18 protein-coding genes and 1 pseudogene are annotated in these 17,292 nt (G+C 63.5%); 11 read left to right on the top strand and 8 right to left on the bottom strand.

Translation table 11 applies throughout. The features are described from left to right. The first annotated feature begins 95 nt into the window (after positions 1–95). The 4 genes from BMI88_RS07010 to BMI88_RS06995 all read left to right on the top strand — a co-directional run bounded on the left by BMI88_RS07010 (position 96) and on the right by BMI88_RS06995 (position 3,568). Positions 96–401 (top strand): hypothetical protein, encoded by a 306-nt coding sequence (locus BMI88_RS07010; protein WP_078547159.1) that lies wholly within the window; start codon positions 96–98, stop codon positions 399–401. Positions 402–955: 554 nt separating this feature from the next. Beyond that, a complete protein-coding gene (locus BMI88_RS07005) occupies positions 956–1,711 on the top strand; it encodes a hypothetical protein (RefSeq protein ID WP_146673491.1) in 756 nt (251 codons plus the stop codon). An 86-nt stretch (positions 1,712–1,797) separates the two neighbouring features. Continuing rightward, positions 1,798–2,631, top strand: coding sequence for a hypothetical protein (locus tag BMI88_RS07000; RefSeq protein WP_078547154.1), 834 nt, complete (start codon positions 1,798–1,800; stop codon positions 2,629–2,631). A gap of 148 nt (positions 2,632–2,779) precedes the next feature. Then, positions 2,780–3,568 carry an outer membrane beta-barrel protein gene (locus BMI88_RS06995; RefSeq protein ID WP_078547152.1) on the top strand — a complete coding sequence of 263 codons (789 nt, stop codon included), beginning with the start codon at positions 2,780–2,782 and terminating at the stop codon, positions 3,566–3,568. A gap of 291 nt (positions 3,569–3,859) precedes the next feature. On the opposite strand, the gene BMI88_RS06990 is transcribed toward BMI88_RS06995, so the two are convergent. The 7 genes from BMI88_RS06990 to BMI88_RS06960 form a co-directional block, all read right to left on the bottom strand. After that, on the bottom strand, positions 3,860–4,900 hold the full coding sequence (locus BMI88_RS06990; RefSeq protein WP_078547150.1) for an aldo/keto reductase: 1,041 nt from the start codon (positions 4,898–4,900) through the stop codon (positions 3,860–3,862). A gap of 8 nt (positions 4,901–4,908) precedes the next feature. Next, a complete protein-coding gene (locus BMI88_RS06985) occupies positions 4,909–5,541 on the bottom strand; it encodes a dihydroxyacetone kinase subunit L (RefSeq protein WP_146673490.1) in 633 nt (210 codons plus the stop codon). Positions 5,542–5,549: 8 nt separating this feature from the next. Next, positions 5,550–6,551 (bottom strand): dihydroxyacetone kinase subunit DhaK, encoded by a 1,002-nt coding sequence (locus BMI88_RS06980; RefSeq protein ID WP_078547148.1) that lies wholly within the window; start codon positions 6,549–6,551, stop codon positions 5,550–5,552. A 4-nt stretch (positions 6,552–6,555) separates the two neighbouring features. Next, on the bottom strand, positions 6,556–7,611 hold the full coding sequence (locus BMI88_RS06975; protein WP_166504566.1) for an ABC transporter permease: 1,056 nt from the start codon (positions 7,609–7,611) through the stop codon (positions 6,556–6,558). Further along, positions 7,611–9,140, bottom strand: a complete 1,530-nt coding sequence (locus tag BMI88_RS06970) for a sugar ABC transporter ATP-binding protein (protein ID WP_078547146.1) — start codon at positions 9,138–9,140, stop codon at positions 7,611–7,613. The genes BMI88_RS06975 and BMI88_RS06970 overlap by 1 nt, the downstream gene beginning before the upstream one ends. Positions 9,141–9,261: 121 nt before the next feature. Then, positions 9,262–10,269, bottom strand: a complete 1,008-nt coding sequence (locus tag BMI88_RS06965; RefSeq protein ID WP_078539248.1) for a substrate-binding domain-containing protein — start codon at positions 10,267–10,269, stop codon at positions 9,262–9,264. Positions 10,270–10,301: 32 nt separating this feature from the next. After that, a complete protein-coding gene (locus tag BMI88_RS06960) occupies positions 10,302–11,315 on the bottom strand; it encodes an ABC transporter permease (protein ID WP_078539249.1) in 1,014 nt (337 codons plus the stop codon). Positions 11,316–11,487: 172 nt separating this feature from the next. Between BMI88_RS06960 and BMI88_RS06955 the strand changes: the two genes are divergently transcribed. Further along, entirely contained in the window at positions 11,488–12,555 is a 1,068-nt protein-coding gene (locus BMI88_RS06955) for a LacI family DNA-binding transcriptional regulator (protein ID WP_210402003.1), read from the top strand. Between the two features lie 276 nt (positions 12,556–12,831). Here BMI88_RS06955 and BMI88_RS06950 read toward each other — a convergent pair. After that, a pseudogene (locus tag BMI88_RS06950) lies at positions 12,832–13,573 on the bottom strand (IS5 family transposase); the annotation flags it as partial. Between the two features lie 201 nt (positions 13,574–13,774). Between BMI88_RS06950 and BMI88_RS06945 the strand changes: the two are divergent. From BMI88_RS06945 to BMI88_RS06920, 6 genes are all read left to right on the top strand, one after another. Then, positions 13,775–14,116: a cupredoxin domain-containing protein gene (locus BMI88_RS06945; RefSeq protein WP_078547144.1), complete on the top strand. Its 342-nt coding sequence runs from the start codon at positions 13,775–13,777 to the stop codon at positions 14,114–14,116. 27 nt (positions 14,117–14,143) lie between these two features. Beyond that, a complete protein-coding gene (locus BMI88_RS06940) occupies positions 14,144–14,974 on the top strand; it encodes an FTR1 family protein (protein WP_078547142.1) in 831 nt (276 codons plus the stop codon). A gap of 101 nt (positions 14,975–15,075) precedes the next feature. Continuing rightward, the gene (locus BMI88_RS06935; RefSeq protein WP_078547140.1) at positions 15,076–15,447 is read left to right on the top strand and encodes a hypothetical protein; all 372 of its coding nucleotides are present in this window, start codon (positions 15,076–15,078) and stop codon (positions 15,445–15,447) included. 56 nt (positions 15,448–15,503) lie between these two features. Then, positions 15,504–16,028, top strand: a complete 525-nt coding sequence (locus BMI88_RS06930) for a sigma-70 family RNA polymerase sigma factor (RefSeq protein WP_246831831.1) — start codon at positions 15,504–15,506, stop codon at positions 16,026–16,028. Next, positions 16,025–16,801 carry an anti-sigma factor gene (locus BMI88_RS06925; protein WP_078547138.1) on the top strand — a complete coding sequence of 259 codons (777 nt, stop codon included), beginning with the start codon at positions 16,025–16,027 and terminating at the stop codon, positions 16,799–16,801. Before BMI88_RS06930 ends, BMI88_RS06925 begins: the two co-directional genes overlap by 4 nt. A 104-nt stretch (positions 16,802–16,905) precedes the next feature. Then, a complete protein-coding gene (locus BMI88_RS06920) occupies positions 16,906–17,229 on the top strand; it encodes an SHOCT domain-containing protein (RefSeq protein ID WP_078519137.1) in 324 nt (107 codons plus the stop codon). Positions 17,230–17,292: the final 63 nt, after the last annotated feature.

The raw sequence follows: 17,292 nt of genomic DNA, 5'->3' as shown, positions 1-17,292 counted from the left end.
CTGCGGCCTCACCTCCCTCATAGCGGGGCCGCAGCCAAGATTTTCCAACCGCGCATTGATCTGAACTGGCGCACAAACTGTCGAAGGAGACAAACATGAAGACGAAACTGATCTGGACCTGTGCCGCGGCCCTTCCGCTTGCCGCCTGCGTGGAGACCGGCGACACGAGCATGCCCGAGCAAGGTCGCCCAGCGGTCGGCAGCGAATACGACCTCTCCTCCTTCGAGGGCGCTCGCGCGGGTCAGGCCGAAGGCGGGATCATGGCGCTCGGCTATGAGCGCATTCGCTCCGAAGGGCTAACCTCGTGGTATTTCAATCGCTCCACTGGCGCCTGCGCACGCATCACGACCTCGGACGGTCGTTACTCCGACGTGACCATGCTGCCGGCTGAGGATTGCTGACGGACGCTACGGTTTCCCGGTCAGTAGGCTCGTGAGAAGTCTGCATTCGCGCTACGCCGCTTTTTGCAGAGCTGCCTCAGTGCCGGTTTTGAACTGTGTGTTCCTGAAAGACAGATGCGGGGCTGCACATCGTGCTGCCCCGAGCTCATAAATCCTATCACGTGAAGCTTTCGTGGGAGGGCAGCTTCCGAGCGATATTGATTGGGGACCGAACGTCCTGTTTTGATTGGAAATAGCAGACATTGGTTGGGGCTAGGGCCTACGACAGCAAAGGGCTGACCGCGACGCTCTGATGGAAATCGGCAGGAAACGGACGTCCGCTTCGCCAGACACGACCGGCAGCGACGCAGGCTCGCTGCCGGTCGCGGCGCGCGCCCGGATCACCGGTCCCGTGCCCTCTGCCAATGCGTCACGATGGTGACGACGCGACTTCTCAGGCGGTGTGAGAGGCATCCGGAAACATACATCTCGTTGATTACGATCAAAGAGGAATCCCTCCTCCTATGTTCTTCTTGCTTCGACGCGAAGGCGTCAACACGGAGGAGGATATGGAAATGCGTAATTCAATGTTCACGAACAAGTCTCGCGTATCGCTCGTCGCTCTTGCTGCGGCATTGGGACTTGCGATCGCATGGCAAGCACCGATCACCGGTCCGTTCAGCTTCGCGGCCAATGCACAGGAGTCCGGCGGCCAAGGGACCGGCAAGGGGAATCAAGGCGGTCAGGGTCAGGGCAGCAAAGGCGCCCAGACCGGACAATCTCAGGGTCAGGGCCAAGGCGGGCCGGGCGAAGATTCCGACGGCAAGGGGCCGCAAGCAGGCGCGCCCTCCTCCTCCGGCGGCGGCAAGCCGACTTGGTCGCAGGAAGGGATTCCTGAAGTCGAACTGGGGCGCCTGAACGTCGCGCGCTCGCCGGAACATGTGCTCGATCAGGCCTATGAAGAAGCGCTCGCATCGATTTCGCCTGAGATGGTTTCGTTCTACAACCTTTCGCTCGACCAGGCGATCGAGGAGCTCTCCCTGAACTGGGACAACGTGAGCTTCATCGACTCCCCGTTGCAGAACCTCGGCCTTCTGCAGGCGACGCTTGAGGGGTCGACCCCGCTGTCTAGCCTCGGCGTCTCGAATGATGCCGACACGCTCGCGGCGATCTTCCTCGGCGCGGCTTCGGACAAGACCGTTCCGATCACGACCGATACGGTGATCGCCGTCACGCAGATCCTCGGGGTGCCGGTCACGGGGGCTGCGGCCGCGTCTCTTGCCGCAGATGCCGAGGCAGTGCGCATCGCGATCCTCGCCGGTCATGGCTGATCGCATCTGACGAACATCGACCCGGACCCGCCTCTGGCGCGGGGTCCGGGTCAAGACGACCAACATCTCATAACAAGGAGGCAGTCATGACACGCAAGACTGCAAAGAGCGCAACTGCCGTGGCAGGAATTGCGCTGATCGCTGGGCTGGGGCTCACCGTGCAGCCCGGCCCGAGCTTCGGGACATTCCATCTTGTCGTGCCAAGCGCCCTTGCGCAGGATAGCGGCACGCATACCGATGGCGATCACACGGATGGTGGCCAACAGAAGGGCAAGACCGGAGAGGCCGGGCATGGCTCGAGCAGCGGCGGCCATGAGGACGACGGCTCGCATGAGGACAGCGGTGGCCATGGCGGCGCCAGCGGGTCTTCCGGGCAGGGTCAGGGCGGCCCGGGCGCAGATTCCGAGGGCAAGGGCCCGCAAGCCGGCACCCCGTCCGGCACCCGCCGCACCAAGCCGGTCTGGTCCAAGGAGGGCATCCCGGAGGTCGAGCTCGGGCGGCTGAACGTGGCCCGTTCGCCCGATCACGTGCTGCAGCGCGCCTATGAGGAAGCGCTGGCGACGATTTCGCCGACCATGGTCTCGTTCTACAACCTGCCGCTCGATCATGCGATCGACCAGCTGTCGCTGAACTGGGACAACGTCTCCTTCATAGACTCGCCGCTGCAGAACCTCGCCCTTCTCAAGGACGCGCTGGATGGCAGCTCGGCGCTTTCCAGTCTCGGAGTGACGAACAACACCGCAACGCTGGAGGCGATCTTCCTCGGCACGGCCTCGGACAAAACGGTGCCGATCACGGCGGCCACGGTAACGGCGGTGACGACCATTCTTGGCCAGCCGGTGACGGGCGCGGCGGCGACCAGCCTCGCCGCGCAAGCCGAAGCAGTGCGTATCGCGGTTCTCGCAGGTCACGACGGCTGAGACCCTATGGAACCGAAGCAACACTCTGCCCTTGCGTGAAGCGGGGGCAGAAGTTTCTTCTTCAACGCGCGCAGCCAGAGATCCATTATGTCGCGGAACAGGACCATCCGGTCAGGCGGATGGATGAGGCGGACGGAGAGTCATCGAAATGGTTTTTTCAATCAAGCGGGCCGCAGCCTGCGCCCTTGTCTTCAGTCTTGCAATTCCGGCGGTAGCCGCGGCGCAGGACTCGGCCAGTTTCTTCAAGGTCGGCACGGCGAGTGTCACTTACGGACCTTACGTGCGCTTCGGGCTCGGGGCAGCAAACACCCGACCGTCCGACGAGCACTGGCTGCCGCCCGGCTACCCGTCCGATCCGCGAATCGATTTCAACCTGAGCAACGACACGACTGGCTTCGGCGAGATCGCCTTCGGCTATGACTGGATGAACGGCTTCCGCGGCGATGTCAGCTTCCTCACGACTGGCGCCGCCCATACCACCGGTCCGCACACAACCAGCGGAGACCATGCCGACATCACCGCGGCTTCGGTTTCGACCAGCGCGGTGATGGGTAACCTCTACTATTCCCCGTTCGAGCAGATGGGCGTCAATTCCCGCCTGCATCCCTTCGTCGTGGCGGGGCTTGGTTACGCGAACAACAAGGTCAGCGACTGGACGCGGACGAACCCCGCATCGGACACCGAAAACCGCACCTTCTCGGGCGACACCCATGGCGATTTCGCCTATTCGCTCGGCATCGGCATGGCCTACCAGCTGACGCCTCCCGGCAAGCACCCGGCGATCCTCGAGATGTCCTATCGCTATTACAGCTTCGGGACCGCGAAGGGTGGCAGCACGCCGGTGACCGGTGGCGATGAGCCGGTTGCTCCGCTGAGCTTCGAAAACGACGCCCATGTGCTCTCGATTAGTCTGCGCATCCCGCTGCAGCGGCTCTGAGGCGGACTTGGACGTTACAAAATCGCTGACGGCCCGATAGACGAACGCTGACATTCGCTGCCGTCAGCGTTCGTCGGCTCTGGGCCGTTCGCGACGGGTCCGTAGGTCTGGGCGGTGCGCGGCCGTTCGCTTCGTTCGGTCCCTATTCCTGCTATGCGCCCAAGTATTCGCTTGCTACCGACCTTAGCGGCAACTGCGAAACCACACAAAAGCGTCAGTAGTCGTCTTAGGCTTCATCGACCGGAGCGACTTACTGCGACCGACCTCGTGCACCAGCTTCAACCGGTCATTTCAGCGCGTCACGATCCCGTCCGCCGGGCTGAAGCGCGGCTTGGCGAATTGCTCTTGATGCCATAGCGGGTAGATCAGCGGCGGGCGGCTCACTTGGTCCAGGCGGGCTAGGTCGTCAGCCGAGAGCCTTACTTCGAGCGCGCGGAAATTGCGCTCGAACTGCTCCACCGTGCTGCCGCCCACCACCAGCGAAGCGACGCCCGGACGCGTAAGCAGCCATGCCAGCGCGATCTGAGCGGCCTCGACGCCATGCGCCTCGCCCAATTCGTTGAGCACATCGACGATCTGCCACAGCCGTTCCTGATCCCGGATCGGCGGCTCGGTCCAGCCCTTGGCCTGACGGCTCCCCTCCGCCACCGGATTGTCGCGGGTGTGTTTGCCCGACAGCAGCCCTGCGGCAAGCGGGCTCCAGACGGTCGCGCCGACGCCCTGATCGACCGCGATCGGCAGCAGCTCATATTCAGCCTCGCGCGCCTCGAGCGTGTAGTGGATCTGCTGGGTGACGAAGCGCGCCCGACCCGGCTTGTCCGAGGCCATGAGCGATTTCATCACCTGCCAGCCGGTATAGTTCGAGCAGCCCGCATAGCGGATCTTGCCCTGATCGATCAGCGTCTGCAGGGCTTCAAGCGTTTCCTCGACCGGGGTTTGGCCGTCCCATTCGTGGATGTGGTAGATGTCGATGTGATCGGTGCGCAGGCGCTTCAGGCTACGCTCGCATTCACGGATCAGATGCCAGCGGCTCGCGCCCTCGCCATTGGGGCCATCATCGATCGGCATCCGGGCTTTTGACGAGATCAGCACCTTGTCGCGGCGACCTTCCAGCGCCTCGCCCACGATCTCTTCGGCCGTGCCGGTGGAATACATGTTCGCCGTGTCGATCAGGTTCACCCCGTGGTCGATCACGCAATCGAACAGATCGCGCGCCTCGGCCACGCCCTGACTGCCGACCATCGCGAATGGACCCTCGCCACCGAAGGTAAAAGTCCCCATCGCGAGGGCCGAAACCTTCAGCCCGCTCCGTCCCAGCGTATTGTAGTGCATGCCCTCTCCTATGCGCCAAAAGCGGCGCTTGTCTCTTCGATGAGGATGCAGGCGACGGTGCCGCCCGCGTCCTGAATGCCTTTGGATTTCTCGCCAAACGCGGCAGCCTTGCCGTGCTGGGCTTCCATCTCCTTGGTCGCCTCCAACGCCTCTTTCGCAGCTTGGGCCGCCGCGCGTGATGCCTCGGCGGGCGATGCGCCTGCCTGCGCCTGCGCGGCGATGGTCTCGGCCATCGGGTGCAGCACGTCGAGCACGGTCTTGTCGCCCAGCTGCGCCTTACCGCGCTGCGCGATCCCGTCGCGGAACGCCGCCCAGAAATCGGCGAGCGCCGTGGTATCCATCACGTCCACACCGTCGAGCGCCTTCGCGCCGCGCAGGAAGCCCGTCGCCATCAGTGTGCCCATGGTCGAGGGGGCAGCTTTCGCGATCGCAGCGCCTGCGGTTTTCATTCCGTCCGCCAGCGTCTCGGGCGTCTTCTCCTCAAGCGCGGTCGCCGCTGCGGCAAAGCCCTTCGCCATGGTCAGGCCCAGATCGCTGTCTCCGACCTTGCCGTCGAGCTCGATCAGCGCCTGCTTCTCGGCGGCGAACCGGTCCCGGTAACGGTTGAACAGGTCCGGCAGTGCCTTCGCATCCATCGTCATGGCAACCCTCACTTCGCGATATGTTTGAAGAACGGCGTCGTCGCGCCGCGAGCGATCAGCGGTTTCAACTCGTCATCGAGATGCAGCACCGAGATCGAGGCGCCCGCCATCTCCATCGAGGTCGCGAATTCGCCGATCCAGACCTGCGCGACGCTCACGTTGCGCTCTGCGAACAGCTGCGAGATGCGACGGTAGAAGATGTAGAGCTCTTCCATCGGCGTCGCGCCCAACCCGTTGACGATGATCGCCACCTCGTCGCCTGCCGCGTAGTCCTGCTCGGCGAAGATGCGCTCCATCATTTCGTCCACGACGGCATCCGCGGGCTCGAGCGTCTTGCGGGTGATCCCCGGCTCGCCATGGATGCCCATGCCGATTTCCATCTCGTCCTCGCCAAGCGTGAAGCTGGGCTTGCCGACCTCGGGAACGATACAGGGCGTCAGCGCCACGCCCATGGTGCGGGTGCGCGCCTTCGCCTTCTCGGTCAGGCGCACGACTTCGGCGAGCGGCTTCATCTCGGCGGCAGCGGCACCCGCGACCTTGTAGAGGAAGACGATCCCGGCCACGCCGCGGCGCTTGTGCTCTTCGCCCGGCTTGGAGGAGGCGACATCATCGTTGCCGACCACGGTGGCGGTCTCGATATCGTCGACCTCGGCCAATTCCCCGGCGAGGTCGAAATTCATGATGTCGCCGCTGTAGTTGCCGTAGAGATAGAGGACACCCGCCCCCTGATCGACATGCTTGGTCACTTCGAGGATCTGGTCCGAGCTGGGCGACTGGAACACCCCGCCAACGCCCGCACCGTCGAGCATCCCATCGCCGACATAGCCAAGGAATAGCGGTAGGTGGCCGGAGCCGCCCCCCGTCACGATCCCGACCTTGCCGGGGACCGGGTTGGCCGTCACGAAGCAATGCAGATCGTCCGCGACATGGGTCACTTCCGGATGGGCGGCGTAAATCCCCTCCAGCATCTCTTCGACGAAATCTTCGGGTTTGTTGAGAAATTTCTTCATCGGATCACTCTGCTTTGCGTTGCTTGGGTTTTTGCTTGCGGCGCACGAAGAAGGCCGCTGCGAGAAGGATGAACGCGCCCACGACGAGGCGCTGCCAGGTGCTGGGGATTCCCACCAGAACCAGGGTGTTGCTGACGACGGTGATCAGGAGAACACCGGCCACGGTGCCCAGCACCGAACCCGTGCCGCCGGTGATCCGCGCCCCGCCCAGAACGACGGCGGCGATCACTTCGATCTCGGTGCCGACCAGATCGAACGGGTTGGCCATGCGGGTCGCGCTGACATGGATGATGCCTGCAAGCCCCGCGAGGGCGCCCGCGAAGGCGAAGACGAAGACATGCACCACGCGCTGGCCATAGCCGAGCCGTGCCGCGACCTCCGGGTTGCCGCCGGTGGCGAAGATCGCCCGGCCCATCAGCGTGCGGTCGAACAGGAACCACGCCAGCCCGACGACCACGGGGAAGATCAGGAAATAGGCGGGCAGATCGACCGTCACGCCATTTGCGCCCTGAAACTGGTAGAGCGCGGCCTTGCCGAAGGCGGTCATCTGCGGCGGAAGCTCCATCAGCCACACCGTGCCGACGAAAGCCAGCAGGATCCCGCGGAACAGGTATTGCGTCCCGATCGTCACGATCAGCGAGGGCACGCGCAGACCGTGAACCAAAAGGCCGTTCACCGCCCCCAGAAGCGCCCCGGCCACGACGGCAATCGCGATGATCGCGGCCATCGGCAGATCGGGCGCCACGGTAATCACGAATTTCGTCAGCGAATACATCGTCAGCGCCGCGATCGCGGTGAAGGAGACGTCGATCCCCCCTGCCGCAAGAATGGCAAAGACGCCGAGCGCGAAGAGCCCGGTCACCACGCTCGCGCGGCCCATGTCGATGAGCGAGCCCGGCTGAAGGAAGTTGGGGTTGATGATCGACACCGCCACGCAGATCACGACCAAGATGGTCAGCGTCACCATCTCGGGTCGGCGTCGGAGGGTCTCCCAAATCGTCAGTTTGTCCTCGGGACGTTTGGGCGTTGATCGGTCATTCATCTCTTGCACCATGGTCATCAGGCAGCCTCGTTCGCCGAGCCGAGCATCGATTGGTAAATACGGTTCTCGTCGGTGGTCGCGGCGTCGAGTTCGTCGACGAGGCGACCGCGGTTCATCACGAGGATCCGGTCGCAGTTCTGCAGCAGTTCAGGCAGGTCGTCGGAGACGATGATCAGCCCGATCCCGCGCTCCGCCATCGCCTGGATCGCGCGGTAGATCGTGTCCTTGGAGCCGACATCGACGCCGACCGTCGGGCCGTGCAGCACCAGCAGTTTCGGCTCGATGCTGAGCCACCGGCCGATCAGCACACGTTGTTGGTTGCCGCCAGACAAAGCCGACACCGGCAGATCGATATTGCCGGTATTGAGGTTCATCGCCTCGGAAATCTTGCTCGCCGCCTCGCGGCCTTTGCGCTTGTCGACGATGCCGCCGCGACCGCGCAGCCGGTCGAGGATCAGCGTCACCTCGTTCTGGTAGATCGATTTCTGCAGGAACAGACCCTCGGAGAGGCGGTCCTCGGGGACATAGCCGATGCCGCGCGCAATCGCGTCCGCGGGAGAGTCGAGATGCACCCGCGCGCCCGAAATCTCGAAATGACCGGAACTCAGCGGCTGGTGGCCAGCCAGCGCGAGGGCGACCTCGTTGCGCCCGGAATCCGAGAGCCCGGTAATCCCCAGCACCTCGCCCGCTTTCAGCGAAAAGGCGACATCTTCAAAGGCCGCACCGGAGCTCGCGCCCTCGACGCGAAGCACTTCCTCGGCCTGCGGCGTGCCCTTGCGATAGCGCATCGTGTCCAGCTCGCGCCCGGTCATCAGATGCGACAGCTCGGCACGCGAATAGTCCGCGATCGGGCCCTGCGAGATACATTCGCCGTCACGGAAGATGATCGCCTGCCCGCCGATGCGGTAGCACTCCTCCAGCTTGTGGGTGACGAACAGCACCGCCACGTCGCGTTCGAGCAACTTGCCGACCAGCTCGATCAGCGCGTCGACCTCGTGCCGGGTGAGCGAGGTGGTCGGCTCGTCCATGATCACCAGCCGCGCATCGGCGGCGATAGCGCGCGCGATGGCGACGCGCTGACGGATCGCAAGCGGCAGATCCCCCACCATCGTGCCGAGGAGTTTCGCCGTCGGCTCCAGCCCGACATTGCGGATCGCCTCGCGGGCGGTTTCGCGCAGCCGGCGGCGGTTCAACAGACGCATCAAGCGCCCGTTGCCGCTTACCAGCTGGTCGCCAAGCGCGACGTTTTCCACGACGGAGAGGTTCGGCAGCAGGGAGAGGTCCTGATAGACCGTCTCGATCCCCGCTTCGAGTGACTGGATCGGCGACAACTCGTTATGCGCCTGCCCGTCCAGAACGATCTCCCCCTCGCTGGGCGCGTGGGCGCCCGAAATAATCTTGATGAAGGTGCTCTTGCCGCAGCCATTCTCGCCCAGCAGGTGATAGGCGACGCCTGTATCGATCGTCACATCGACGCCACGCAGCGCGTGAACACCGCCAAAGCGCTTATGGATGCCGCGCAGCTCCAGAAAATGTCCGTCTGACATCTGATTGCTCCCCCCTGAACACCGGTCGCTTCCATCCCATGCGCCAAAGCTCCTCCAGCCTGGGCACGGGCGGTCTGACAGTCGGTCGGGGCTGCCCCCGACCGACCAGTTTTTTCACGTCTTAGAAAAGGGTCTCTTTGTAGGTGTCCTTGTCGACGAGAACCATGCCGTTGCCCACGACCAGTACGCCGTCACCTGCGCCGGGGCGCACGCTGACACTGTGGTAGCCGTCGACTCCCAGATCCATGCCGTCGGTGATCTCCTCACCTGCGAGAATCTTCGTAGCCAGCGAGTTCATCGCCATGCCGGCCTTCTGGGGATCCCAGAACCCGATCGCGGTGATTGCTCCGCTGTCGAGATAGGCCGCCGAAGGGTTCGGCAGACCGGTGCCCACGAGGCAGACCTTACCGGCCAGACCCGCTTCTTCGATCGCGCGACCGACGCCGAGCACGTCATTGCCCGCCGAGGTCTGGAAGCCCTTGATATCCGGATGCTTGCGCAGGATTTCCTTGGCTTTCTCATAGGTGCCCTGGGCGTCGTCGAAGCTTTCGTTGTTCGGATCGACGAGTTCCATATCCGGGTATTTCTTCGCGTTCTCCTCGCCCGCGCCGACCCATTGCATATGGGTGCGGCTGCCCAGCGAGCCGACGAAGGTCGTCCACTTGCCCTTGCCGTCCATGCACTTGGCCAGACGCTCGTTCAGGGCCGCACCGTATTCGGCGTTATCGAAGGCTTCGACATCGGCCATGGTGTTCTTCTGGTTATCGGCCTCATGGGTCACGACGACGATGCCGCGATCCATCGCGCGCTTGAGCACGCCTTCGAGGATCGCCGGATCCATCGGCACGACGGCCAGCGCATCGACGCCACGCGCCACGAGATCCTGAACGATCTGCAGCTGCTGCGCGGAATCCGCCGTGGCAGGGCCGACTTGCTCGATCTTCATGTCGGAATGTTCCTGCGCGTATTTCTCGACGCCGGTCTTCATCCGGTCGAACCACGGAATGCCGCTGATCTTGACGACCGTGGTGATCGACTTGCCCTCTTGCGCCGCGACCCCTTGCGCACCGGCCAGCATCGCTGCTGTTGTCGCGGCCAACAGGCCGATTTTAAGTCCTTTGAATGCCATGATGATCTCCTCCCTGGATTACATTCTTCGGCTCAGTTTTTCGGAGCGCGCGCCGCGCGCCCCAGCGAAAAGCGTGTGATGAACTGGTCGACCAGCTCGAAGCGGTTCACCGCGAGGAAGCACAGCAGCAGCGCGCCCCAGGCGAAATCCCGCACGAAATTCGAGAACCCGACGAAGTTCAGCAGACTCGACAGGAGCTGCAGAGTGATCGCCGAAAGCACCACGTTGACGACCCGGCCATACCCGCCATCAGGACGCACCCCCGCCATCACCGCGACAAGGATCGCGATCAGCAGGTAGGAGGTGCCGTAGTCCCATTTCACGTTGATGTTGCGTGCCGCGATGATCACCCCGGCAAGCCCGGCCATCAGTCCTGACAGTGCGTAGGTGGTGATCAGGATGCGGTCGCGGTTGAAGCCGCTGAAGAGCGCCGCTTTCGGGTTTGCCCCGGTGAGCATCAGCTTCATCCCATAGGGCGTAAACCGCAGCACGCCCCCCAAGATCAAAGCCGCGCCGAGGAAGATCAGGAAGCTCGCTGGCACTCCGAAAATCAGGCCGTTGCCCAGATCATAGAGCGCGGGCGGCGACCCGATCATGACCGAGCGCCCTTCCGAGAACACGACCGCCGCACCGGTAAAGGCCATCTGGGTGCCCAAGGTGCACAGGATCGGCGTGATCTCGAAGCGCGAGATCAGAAACCCGTTCAGCGCGCCCCCCAGCATGCCGATCAGCAGGCAGCCCCCAGCGAAAGTGATGGTGAACAGCACCGGGGCCTCGTCCACCGGGAAAATCGAAAGAGCCACAAGCCCCGAGGCCACCCCCGAAAGGTTCGCCAGCGCGATCCCCGACAGGTCGATCCCGCCATTGCCTGAGCACATCGCGAGCATCACGCCGATGGCGAGCAACCCGATCTCGGGCACTTGGTTCGCCATCGACTGCAAATTGTAGATCGAAAGGTAATTGCCGCCGGATGCCGCGCCGCCGACTGCGAGAAGCAGCACGATGAGCACGGACAACACAAACAGATTCCCGTCCAGTTTCGACATCTCCTCCCCCGTGTCGTTTACTGAATAATTATCTTATTTACTAAATTGCTACTATTATGTTTACTAAAGTCAACCCCGTTTGTTCACTAGCCCCTCTCGGCGCGTGAGATTAAAAGGACCGTGCGTTCCGCCCATGTGCGGCATAGACAAATCGCGATGAAATGAAGGTGGGATGAGCGAGACCATGGAAGTTCAGCCGAAAAAACCGGTCACTTTACGCGAAGTTGCCGGGCATGCGGGGGTCTCCGCTGCCACCGTGTCGTTGGTTCTGAACGATAAGGGCGATATCTCAGAGGCCACCCGCGCCCGCGTCCTGCAGGCAGTGGAAGCACTGAACTACACGCCGCGTTCGAATCGGCCACGGCAGGAAGCCACAAACACGATCCGCTTCCTGAAAATTGCACGGCACGGCCAGACGGTGAACCGCGACCACAACCACTTCATCTCGGATTATATCGACGGCATGTCCTTCGAGGCGCTGCGGCGCGACTACGCCTTGCAGGTCGTAAGCTACGAGCAGGAATCTCTTCAGCAGATGCTGTCCGATCTGGAGGGGACGGAGCCGCGCGGGATCGTCGTACTCGGCACTGAACTGTCGCGCGAGGATATCGAGACGATCATTGAATACGCGCCGCTCCCCACGGTGCTCATCGACACCTACCACCCGTTCCTGAAGGCGAATTTCGTCGACATGGACAACGATCAACTCGTCCACGACGCGCTCTCACATCTGATCGCGCGAGGCTTCCGCAAGATCGGCTATGTCGGGAGCTACAGCGAGGTGATGAACTTCCGACTGCGTCAAAGGGCATTCCAGACTGCGGCCGCGGCACTCGGATTGCAGGGCGAGGATGCGCAGGAACTTTCAGTGATGTCGACGCTGGAGGGGGCCTATAAAGAGACCCTGACTCAATTGCGCGGCCGGCCCGTCGCGGATGCCTATTTCTGCGCGAACGACATAATCGCCTTCGGCTTCGTCCGGGCCTTGCGCGAATTGGGCCACAGAGTGCCGGAGGATGTTTCGGTCGTGGGCTTCGACAACCTGCCCACCTCGAGCGTCTTCGACCCGCCCCTGACCTCGGTCGACGTGCCGAAAGCGCGCATCGGCGCAATGGCGATCCGCCTGCTCGACGACCTCATAGCGGCGGACGACCGCGACCAATCTCCCGTCAAGGTTCTGATGACGGGGGAACTGGTCGTGCGCGACAGCGTCGCAAAGGCACAAGACAGGAAGCGCTAACCGCGTATGCTTCTGCTATCGTGCAGCCAGAGGACGGGCATCAACTTCGGTAATTGCCGCGCGTAGCGGAAACCTGCCGCGTTCGGAAAGGTTGCTTCAGACCAGTGGGCGACACTCACTGGTCATGGGAAACGTTCGGCTGGGCGCCCGTGGTTCAAATGCCCATCGTCGAAGGGCTTTCCAGCCGACAGATTTGACGACGGGCATGGGCGGTGAACGGTCATTCGTTGCGCCATAGATGAACGACTGCTCCGTAGGCTCCAGACTCGTTAATTTTCAAAGCCAGAAGATGACAGATGCGGCGAGGGCTACGGCGGACCGAAAGACCTTCGGGCACCTGTCGTAGCGGGTCGCAACGCGGCGCCTGTCGTATTTGATGGGCTTGCCTCGGGACTTCCGGCCCGGGATGAAGGGCTTGATGCCCTTGTCCTGCAAGGCTTCACGATACCAGTCGGCGTCATAGCCCCGATCGGCCAACAGCCATTCGGCCACGGGCAGGCTGCTCAGCAGGGCCGCCGCACCGGTGTAGTCGCTGATCTGGCTGGCTGTCACGAAGAACTTGATCGGGCGGCCGTTCGCGTCCGTGACGGCATGCAACTTGGTGTTCATGCCAACCGGTCTCAGGAAAACGATCCCCCGGATCGTTTTCTGATCTTCGAACTCCGCCCAATCAGCCTGCCACGCCCCCCTTTTTCAACCGCAGGCTCGAAGCCGTACGGTGAGCCATGAGATACTTGCGCAGGCTCACTCGAACGCATGGCGTTCGCCTGCTCACATCGATCATCACTGTCTTCCGGTCGGCGGCCTCGGAAGCAAGCCCCTCCATCATCCGGGCGAAAATACCCCGTTCGTGGCTTCTCTCGGACCAGTGGCGTTCAGCCACTCACCTCCAGCGCTTCCATCGGTTGTAGAGGGTCTTCGGCGGGCCATACTCTGGCGGCGCATCGGACCAACGCAAGCCATTACGATTAATGAAGATTATTCCGCTCATGACCCGCCGGTCATCGACCCGCGGTTGAAAAAAAGGGGGGGGGGGGGCGTGGCAGGCCGAAGCGCATGAAGCTCCATGACGAGGTTCTGCCAATGAGAGAGCCAGACTCGGCCCGTTCAGCGTCGAGCGCCTATTTGCGGGCGAAACAGCTTAGCATTTTTATCGGGAATTATTGACCCAAGTGTTTTTGTCGGTTATTCGACGGACGAACAGACAAGCAGGAACATCATGACCCGTATTTCACGCATCATTCCCGCGTTCATCGTGCTGGCCTGTGCGCCGGCCCTTGCCGTGGCAGATGAGGCCGTTCCCACGATCACCCTGACAGACGGGGTCATCGCTCCGCAAACGATCGACCTGCCAGCAGACACCGGGGTGACGCTCACCGTTTCCAATACCGGCAAGACAGCCGCCGAGTTCGAAAGCAAGCGCCTGCGTATCGAGAAGATCATCGCGCCGGGCCAGACCGAGACGATCGACCTTCCGGCGCTACCTGCTGGCAACTACCCCTTCGTCGAGGAATTCCATGAGGATCTCGACACCGCCAAGGGCACGATCGTCGTCAAGTAATCCATCTTCCACCCGCAGGAGAATGTCATGGACGGACAGATCATCTTCATCCTGTGGCGCGAGAGCGTCGAGGCGCTGCTCGTCATCGGCATTCTCGCGGGCTGGCTCGCGCATGAAGGCGCCGGACGTCGGGCGGCGCGCTTCCTTTGGGGGGGCGTGCTGACGGGCCTCGCGCTGGCGCTAACCTTCGCACTAACGCTGTTGGGCTTCTCGAAGCTTTTGTCGGCAGATGTCCGGCAGGACTTGATGACGGTGATGGTCTTCGTTGCGGCCGGGCTGATCGTGCAGATGGTGGTCTGGATGCGCGGCCATGGCCGCACGCTGAAACGCGACCTCGAGGCCGGGCTGAAAGCTGCCGCGATACGCCAAAGCTGGTGGGCGGTCTTCATCCTCGCGATGGCGGCGGTGGCGCGCGAAGGCTCGGAAACGGTGGTCTTCCTCTACGGCTCGCTCGCGGCTGCGAAGCAGAGCGAGATGGCAGGGGTTCTGGCCTCGATCGCCGTGGGCGTGGCTGCCGCGGGTGCAAGCTATGCGGCGCTGCGGGCCGGGGCGCGATTTATGCCGTGGCGCGGCTTCTTCCGTGTGTCCGAGGTCATGCTGCTGCTTCTGGGCGCGGCGCTTTTCACCACCGGTGTGGATGATCTCGTCTCGGCAGGTATCCTGCCCTTCGGCGCGCCGCTCTGGGATATGAGCGCGGTGCTCGATGACGGCGGCCGTATTGGCGGGCTGATCTCGGCGCTGACCGGCTATCGCGCCGCGCCGGACGCCGCGACGCTGGGCGGCTGGATCGTCTACTGGGCAACGGTCGCAGGTATCCTGCGCTGGCAGAGCCGCAGCCTGCAGGCCCGTCTGGCCTGAGGCCCCTCCTTACAATTCAAATTTTTTTGCCCCGGCCGGGATTATTCCCGCGCCGGGGTCGTCTTCTTCCCTACAGGACCCAATTCCGAGAGGAGAGGAAGATGAAACGATTTCTGCTGACCACTGCCGTTTTGCTGGCCGCGAGCATTGCGCAAGCCGATCCCGCCAGTGTCACCGACACCGCCAAGGGGCCAACGCTGGTCGATTCCGCGGGCATGACGCTCTACACTTTCGCGAAGGACAGCGAGGGCATGTCCGCTTGCAACGGTCCTTGCGCCACCAACTGGCCGCCGCTGATGGCCACCGCCGAAGATCAGGCGATGGGCGACTGGAGCGTAATCACCCGCGACGACGGCACGAAGCAATGGGCATATAAGGGCCAACCGCTGTATACTTGGAAGAACGACATGAAACCGGGCGACGTGACCGGCGATGGCGTCGCCAATGGCGCCTGGAAGGTCGCCCAGCCCTGACGCAATCTCCGGGCGGCGTCCCATCGAGGCCGCCCGGTCGAACAAGGCCCGCCCATGTGACCCTTCGCACCCGCCATCTGATCGAGGCGCAGATCCCCGCGCTGCGCCGCTTCGCCTTCGCGCTGACCCGCGAGCGCGATGCGGCGGATGATCTGGTGCAGGACTGCCTCGCGCGGGCGCTGACGCGCTGGCACCTGCTGCGCTCGGAGGACAAGCTGCGGGCCTGGTTGTTTCGCATTTTGCGCAACCTCTACCACGACGCGCATCGTCATCGCGCGCGGCGCCCCGAGGCGGGCGCCGTCGATCCCGACGATCTCGCCGGGACGACGGCCGATGCCGAGACGGTCGTGTTTCTCGGCGATGTGCTGGGGGCCCTGGCGCGCCTCCCGATCGAGCAGCAGGAGGTATTGCTTTTGGTCGGTGTCGAGGATTTCAGCTATGAGGCGGTCGCCCGGATCCTCGGCCTGCCCAAGGGCACGGTCATGTCGCGCCTTGCCCGCGGACGAGAGGCGCTGCGCGAGATGACCGGCCATGACCGCCCCGACCGCCCGCGCCGTCCCCATCTGCGGAGGCTCAAATGACAGATCCCCATGTCGAGGCCAACATGCTGAACGAGGCGGAGCTGCACGCCTATCTCGATGATCGGCTCCCGCCCGAGGCCCGCGCCCGGGTGCAGATGAAGCTCGCGGCGGACCCCGCGCTGGCGCAGCGGCTCTCCGCGATGCGCGCCGATCGCGACGCCCTGCGCGCGGCCCTCGCGCCGATTCACGCCGCGCCTATCCCGGCGCGGCTGCGCATCGACCCGCCGAACCGACCGGGCTGGACACGGATGGCGGCCGCTTTTGCGCTCTTTGCCGCAGGGCTTGGCGCCGGTTGGGGGCTGGCTCGTCAGGATGGGAGCGCCCCACCGACCGCCCCACTGAGAGAGCTCGCCCGCGAGGCTCAGGTCGCCCATGCGGTCTACACGGTGGAGGTCGTCCATCCGGTCGAAGTGGCCGCACGGGAGCGCGATCACCTGATGGCCTGGCTGACGAAACGGCTCGACCGCAAGCTGGTCGCCCCGGACCTCTCGGCGCAAGGCTACAGCCTCGTGGGCGGGCGCCTGCTGCCCGCCGATCAAGGCCCCGCCGCGCAGCTGATGTATGAAACCCAAGCGGGGGCGCGGCTGACGCTCTATGTCACGGCGCTGTCCACCGGAGAAACCGCGTTTCGCCTCACCGAGGGAGCGGATGGTGTGGCGAGTCTGATCTGGGTGGATCGGGGCTACGGCTTCGCCTTGTCCGCACCTTTGAGCGGCACCGCGCTCTGGCCGATGGCCGAGGCGGCCTACCGGCAACTCGCCTTCAGCCAATGATTTTCCTACGCTGTGGCGTCCTTCGGAGCGCGCCGTTGATCTGGCTCAATGTCCGGCACTCATCAAAGGTGTATCGACGCCAAAACAAACGCGTGGAGGCGACTATGACCAAACTTTCTCTTTTCACTGCATGTCTCGCACCCCTCGCCCCGGCAGTCGCTTTCGCCGATGCTCCGGGCGGCTACGCAGAGGGCTATTACGGGCATCCGATGATGTGGGGCGAAGGCTACGGCTTCTTCGGTGTCGGCATGATGGTTGTGTTCTGGGGCGTGCTCATCGTCCTCGCCGTGCTTGCCGTACGCTGGTTGATGGAGCGCGGACCGGGACGGAGCCAGAGCACCGCCCTCGACATTCTCAAGGAACGCCTTGCGAAGGGAGAAATCGATCCCGAGGAATATCAGGCCCGCCGAAAAGCGCTCGAAGAATGATCGGGCTGCGCTCGGAGATCAGACTCGGGGAACATTCGAGAGCCGTCGGGCGCGATCTCCCGA

The organism is Thioclava sp. F36-6, assembly GCF_002020305.1.
GTDB lineage: Bacteria > Pseudomonadota > Alphaproteobacteria > Rhodobacterales > Rhodobacteraceae > Thioclava > Thioclava sediminum.
Note: the sequence above shows the minus strand (reverse complement) of the source record. Positions and strands in the feature narration are given on the sequence as shown.

Bases quoted from the DNA above. Each gene is read 5' to 3' on its own strand.
- BMI88_RS07010 (WP_078547159.1), top strand. From the start codon at position 96: ATGAAGACGAAACTGATCTGGACCTGTGCCGCGGCCCTTCCGCTTGCC.
- BMI88_RS07005 (WP_146673491.1), top strand. From the start codon at position 956: ATGCGTAATTCAATGTTCACGAACAAGTCTCGCGTATCGCTCGTCGCT.
- BMI88_RS07000 (WP_078547154.1), top strand. From the start codon at position 1,798: ATGACACGCAAGACTGCAAAGAGCGCAACTGCCGTGGCAGGAATTGCG.
- BMI88_RS06995 (WP_078547152.1), top strand. From the start codon at position 2,780: ATGGTTTTTTCAATCAAGCGGGCCGCAGCCTGCGCCCTTGTCTTCAGT.
- BMI88_RS06990 (WP_078547150.1), bottom strand. From the start codon at position 4,900: ATGCACTACAATACGCTGGGACGGAGCGGGCTGAAGGTTTCGGCCCTC.
- BMI88_RS06985 (WP_146673490.1), bottom strand. From the start codon at position 5,541: ATGACGATGGATGCGAAGGCACTGCCGGACCTGTTCAACCGTTACCGG.
- BMI88_RS06980 (WP_078547148.1), bottom strand. From the start codon at position 6,551: ATGAAGAAATTTCTCAACAAACCCGAAGATTTCGTCGAAGAGATGCTG.
- BMI88_RS06975 (WP_166504566.1), bottom strand. From the start codon at position 7,611: ATGACCATGGTGCAAGAGATGAATGACCGATCAACGCCCAAACGTCCC.
- BMI88_RS06970 (WP_078547146.1), bottom strand. From the start codon at position 9,140: ATGTCAGACGGACATTTTCTGGAGCTGCGCGGCATCCATAAGCGCTTT.
- BMI88_RS06965 (WP_078539248.1), bottom strand. From the start codon at position 10,269: ATGGCATTCAAAGGACTTAAAATCGGCCTGTTGGCCGCGACAACAGCA.
- BMI88_RS06960 (WP_078539249.1), bottom strand. From the start codon at position 11,315: ATGTCGAAACTGGACGGGAATCTGTTTGTGTTGTCCGTGCTCATCGTG.
- BMI88_RS06955 (WP_210402003.1), top strand. From the start codon at position 11,488: ATGAGCGAGACCATGGAAGTTCAGCCGAAAAAACCGGTCACTTTACGC.
- BMI88_RS06945 (WP_078547144.1), top strand. From the start codon at position 13,775: ATGACCCGTATTTCACGCATCATTCCCGCGTTCATCGTGCTGGCCTGT.
- BMI88_RS06940 (WP_078547142.1), top strand. From the start codon at position 14,144: ATGGACGGACAGATCATCTTCATCCTGTGGCGCGAGAGCGTCGAGGCG.
- BMI88_RS06935 (WP_078547140.1), top strand. From the start codon at position 15,076: ATGAAACGATTTCTGCTGACCACTGCCGTTTTGCTGGCCGCGAGCATT.
- BMI88_RS06925 (WP_078547138.1), top strand. From the start codon at position 16,025: ATGACAGATCCCCATGTCGAGGCCAACATGCTGAACGAGGCGGAGCTG.
- BMI88_RS06920 (WP_078519137.1), top strand. From the start codon at position 16,906: ATGACCAAACTTTCTCTTTTCACTGCATGTCTCGCACCCCTCGCCCCG.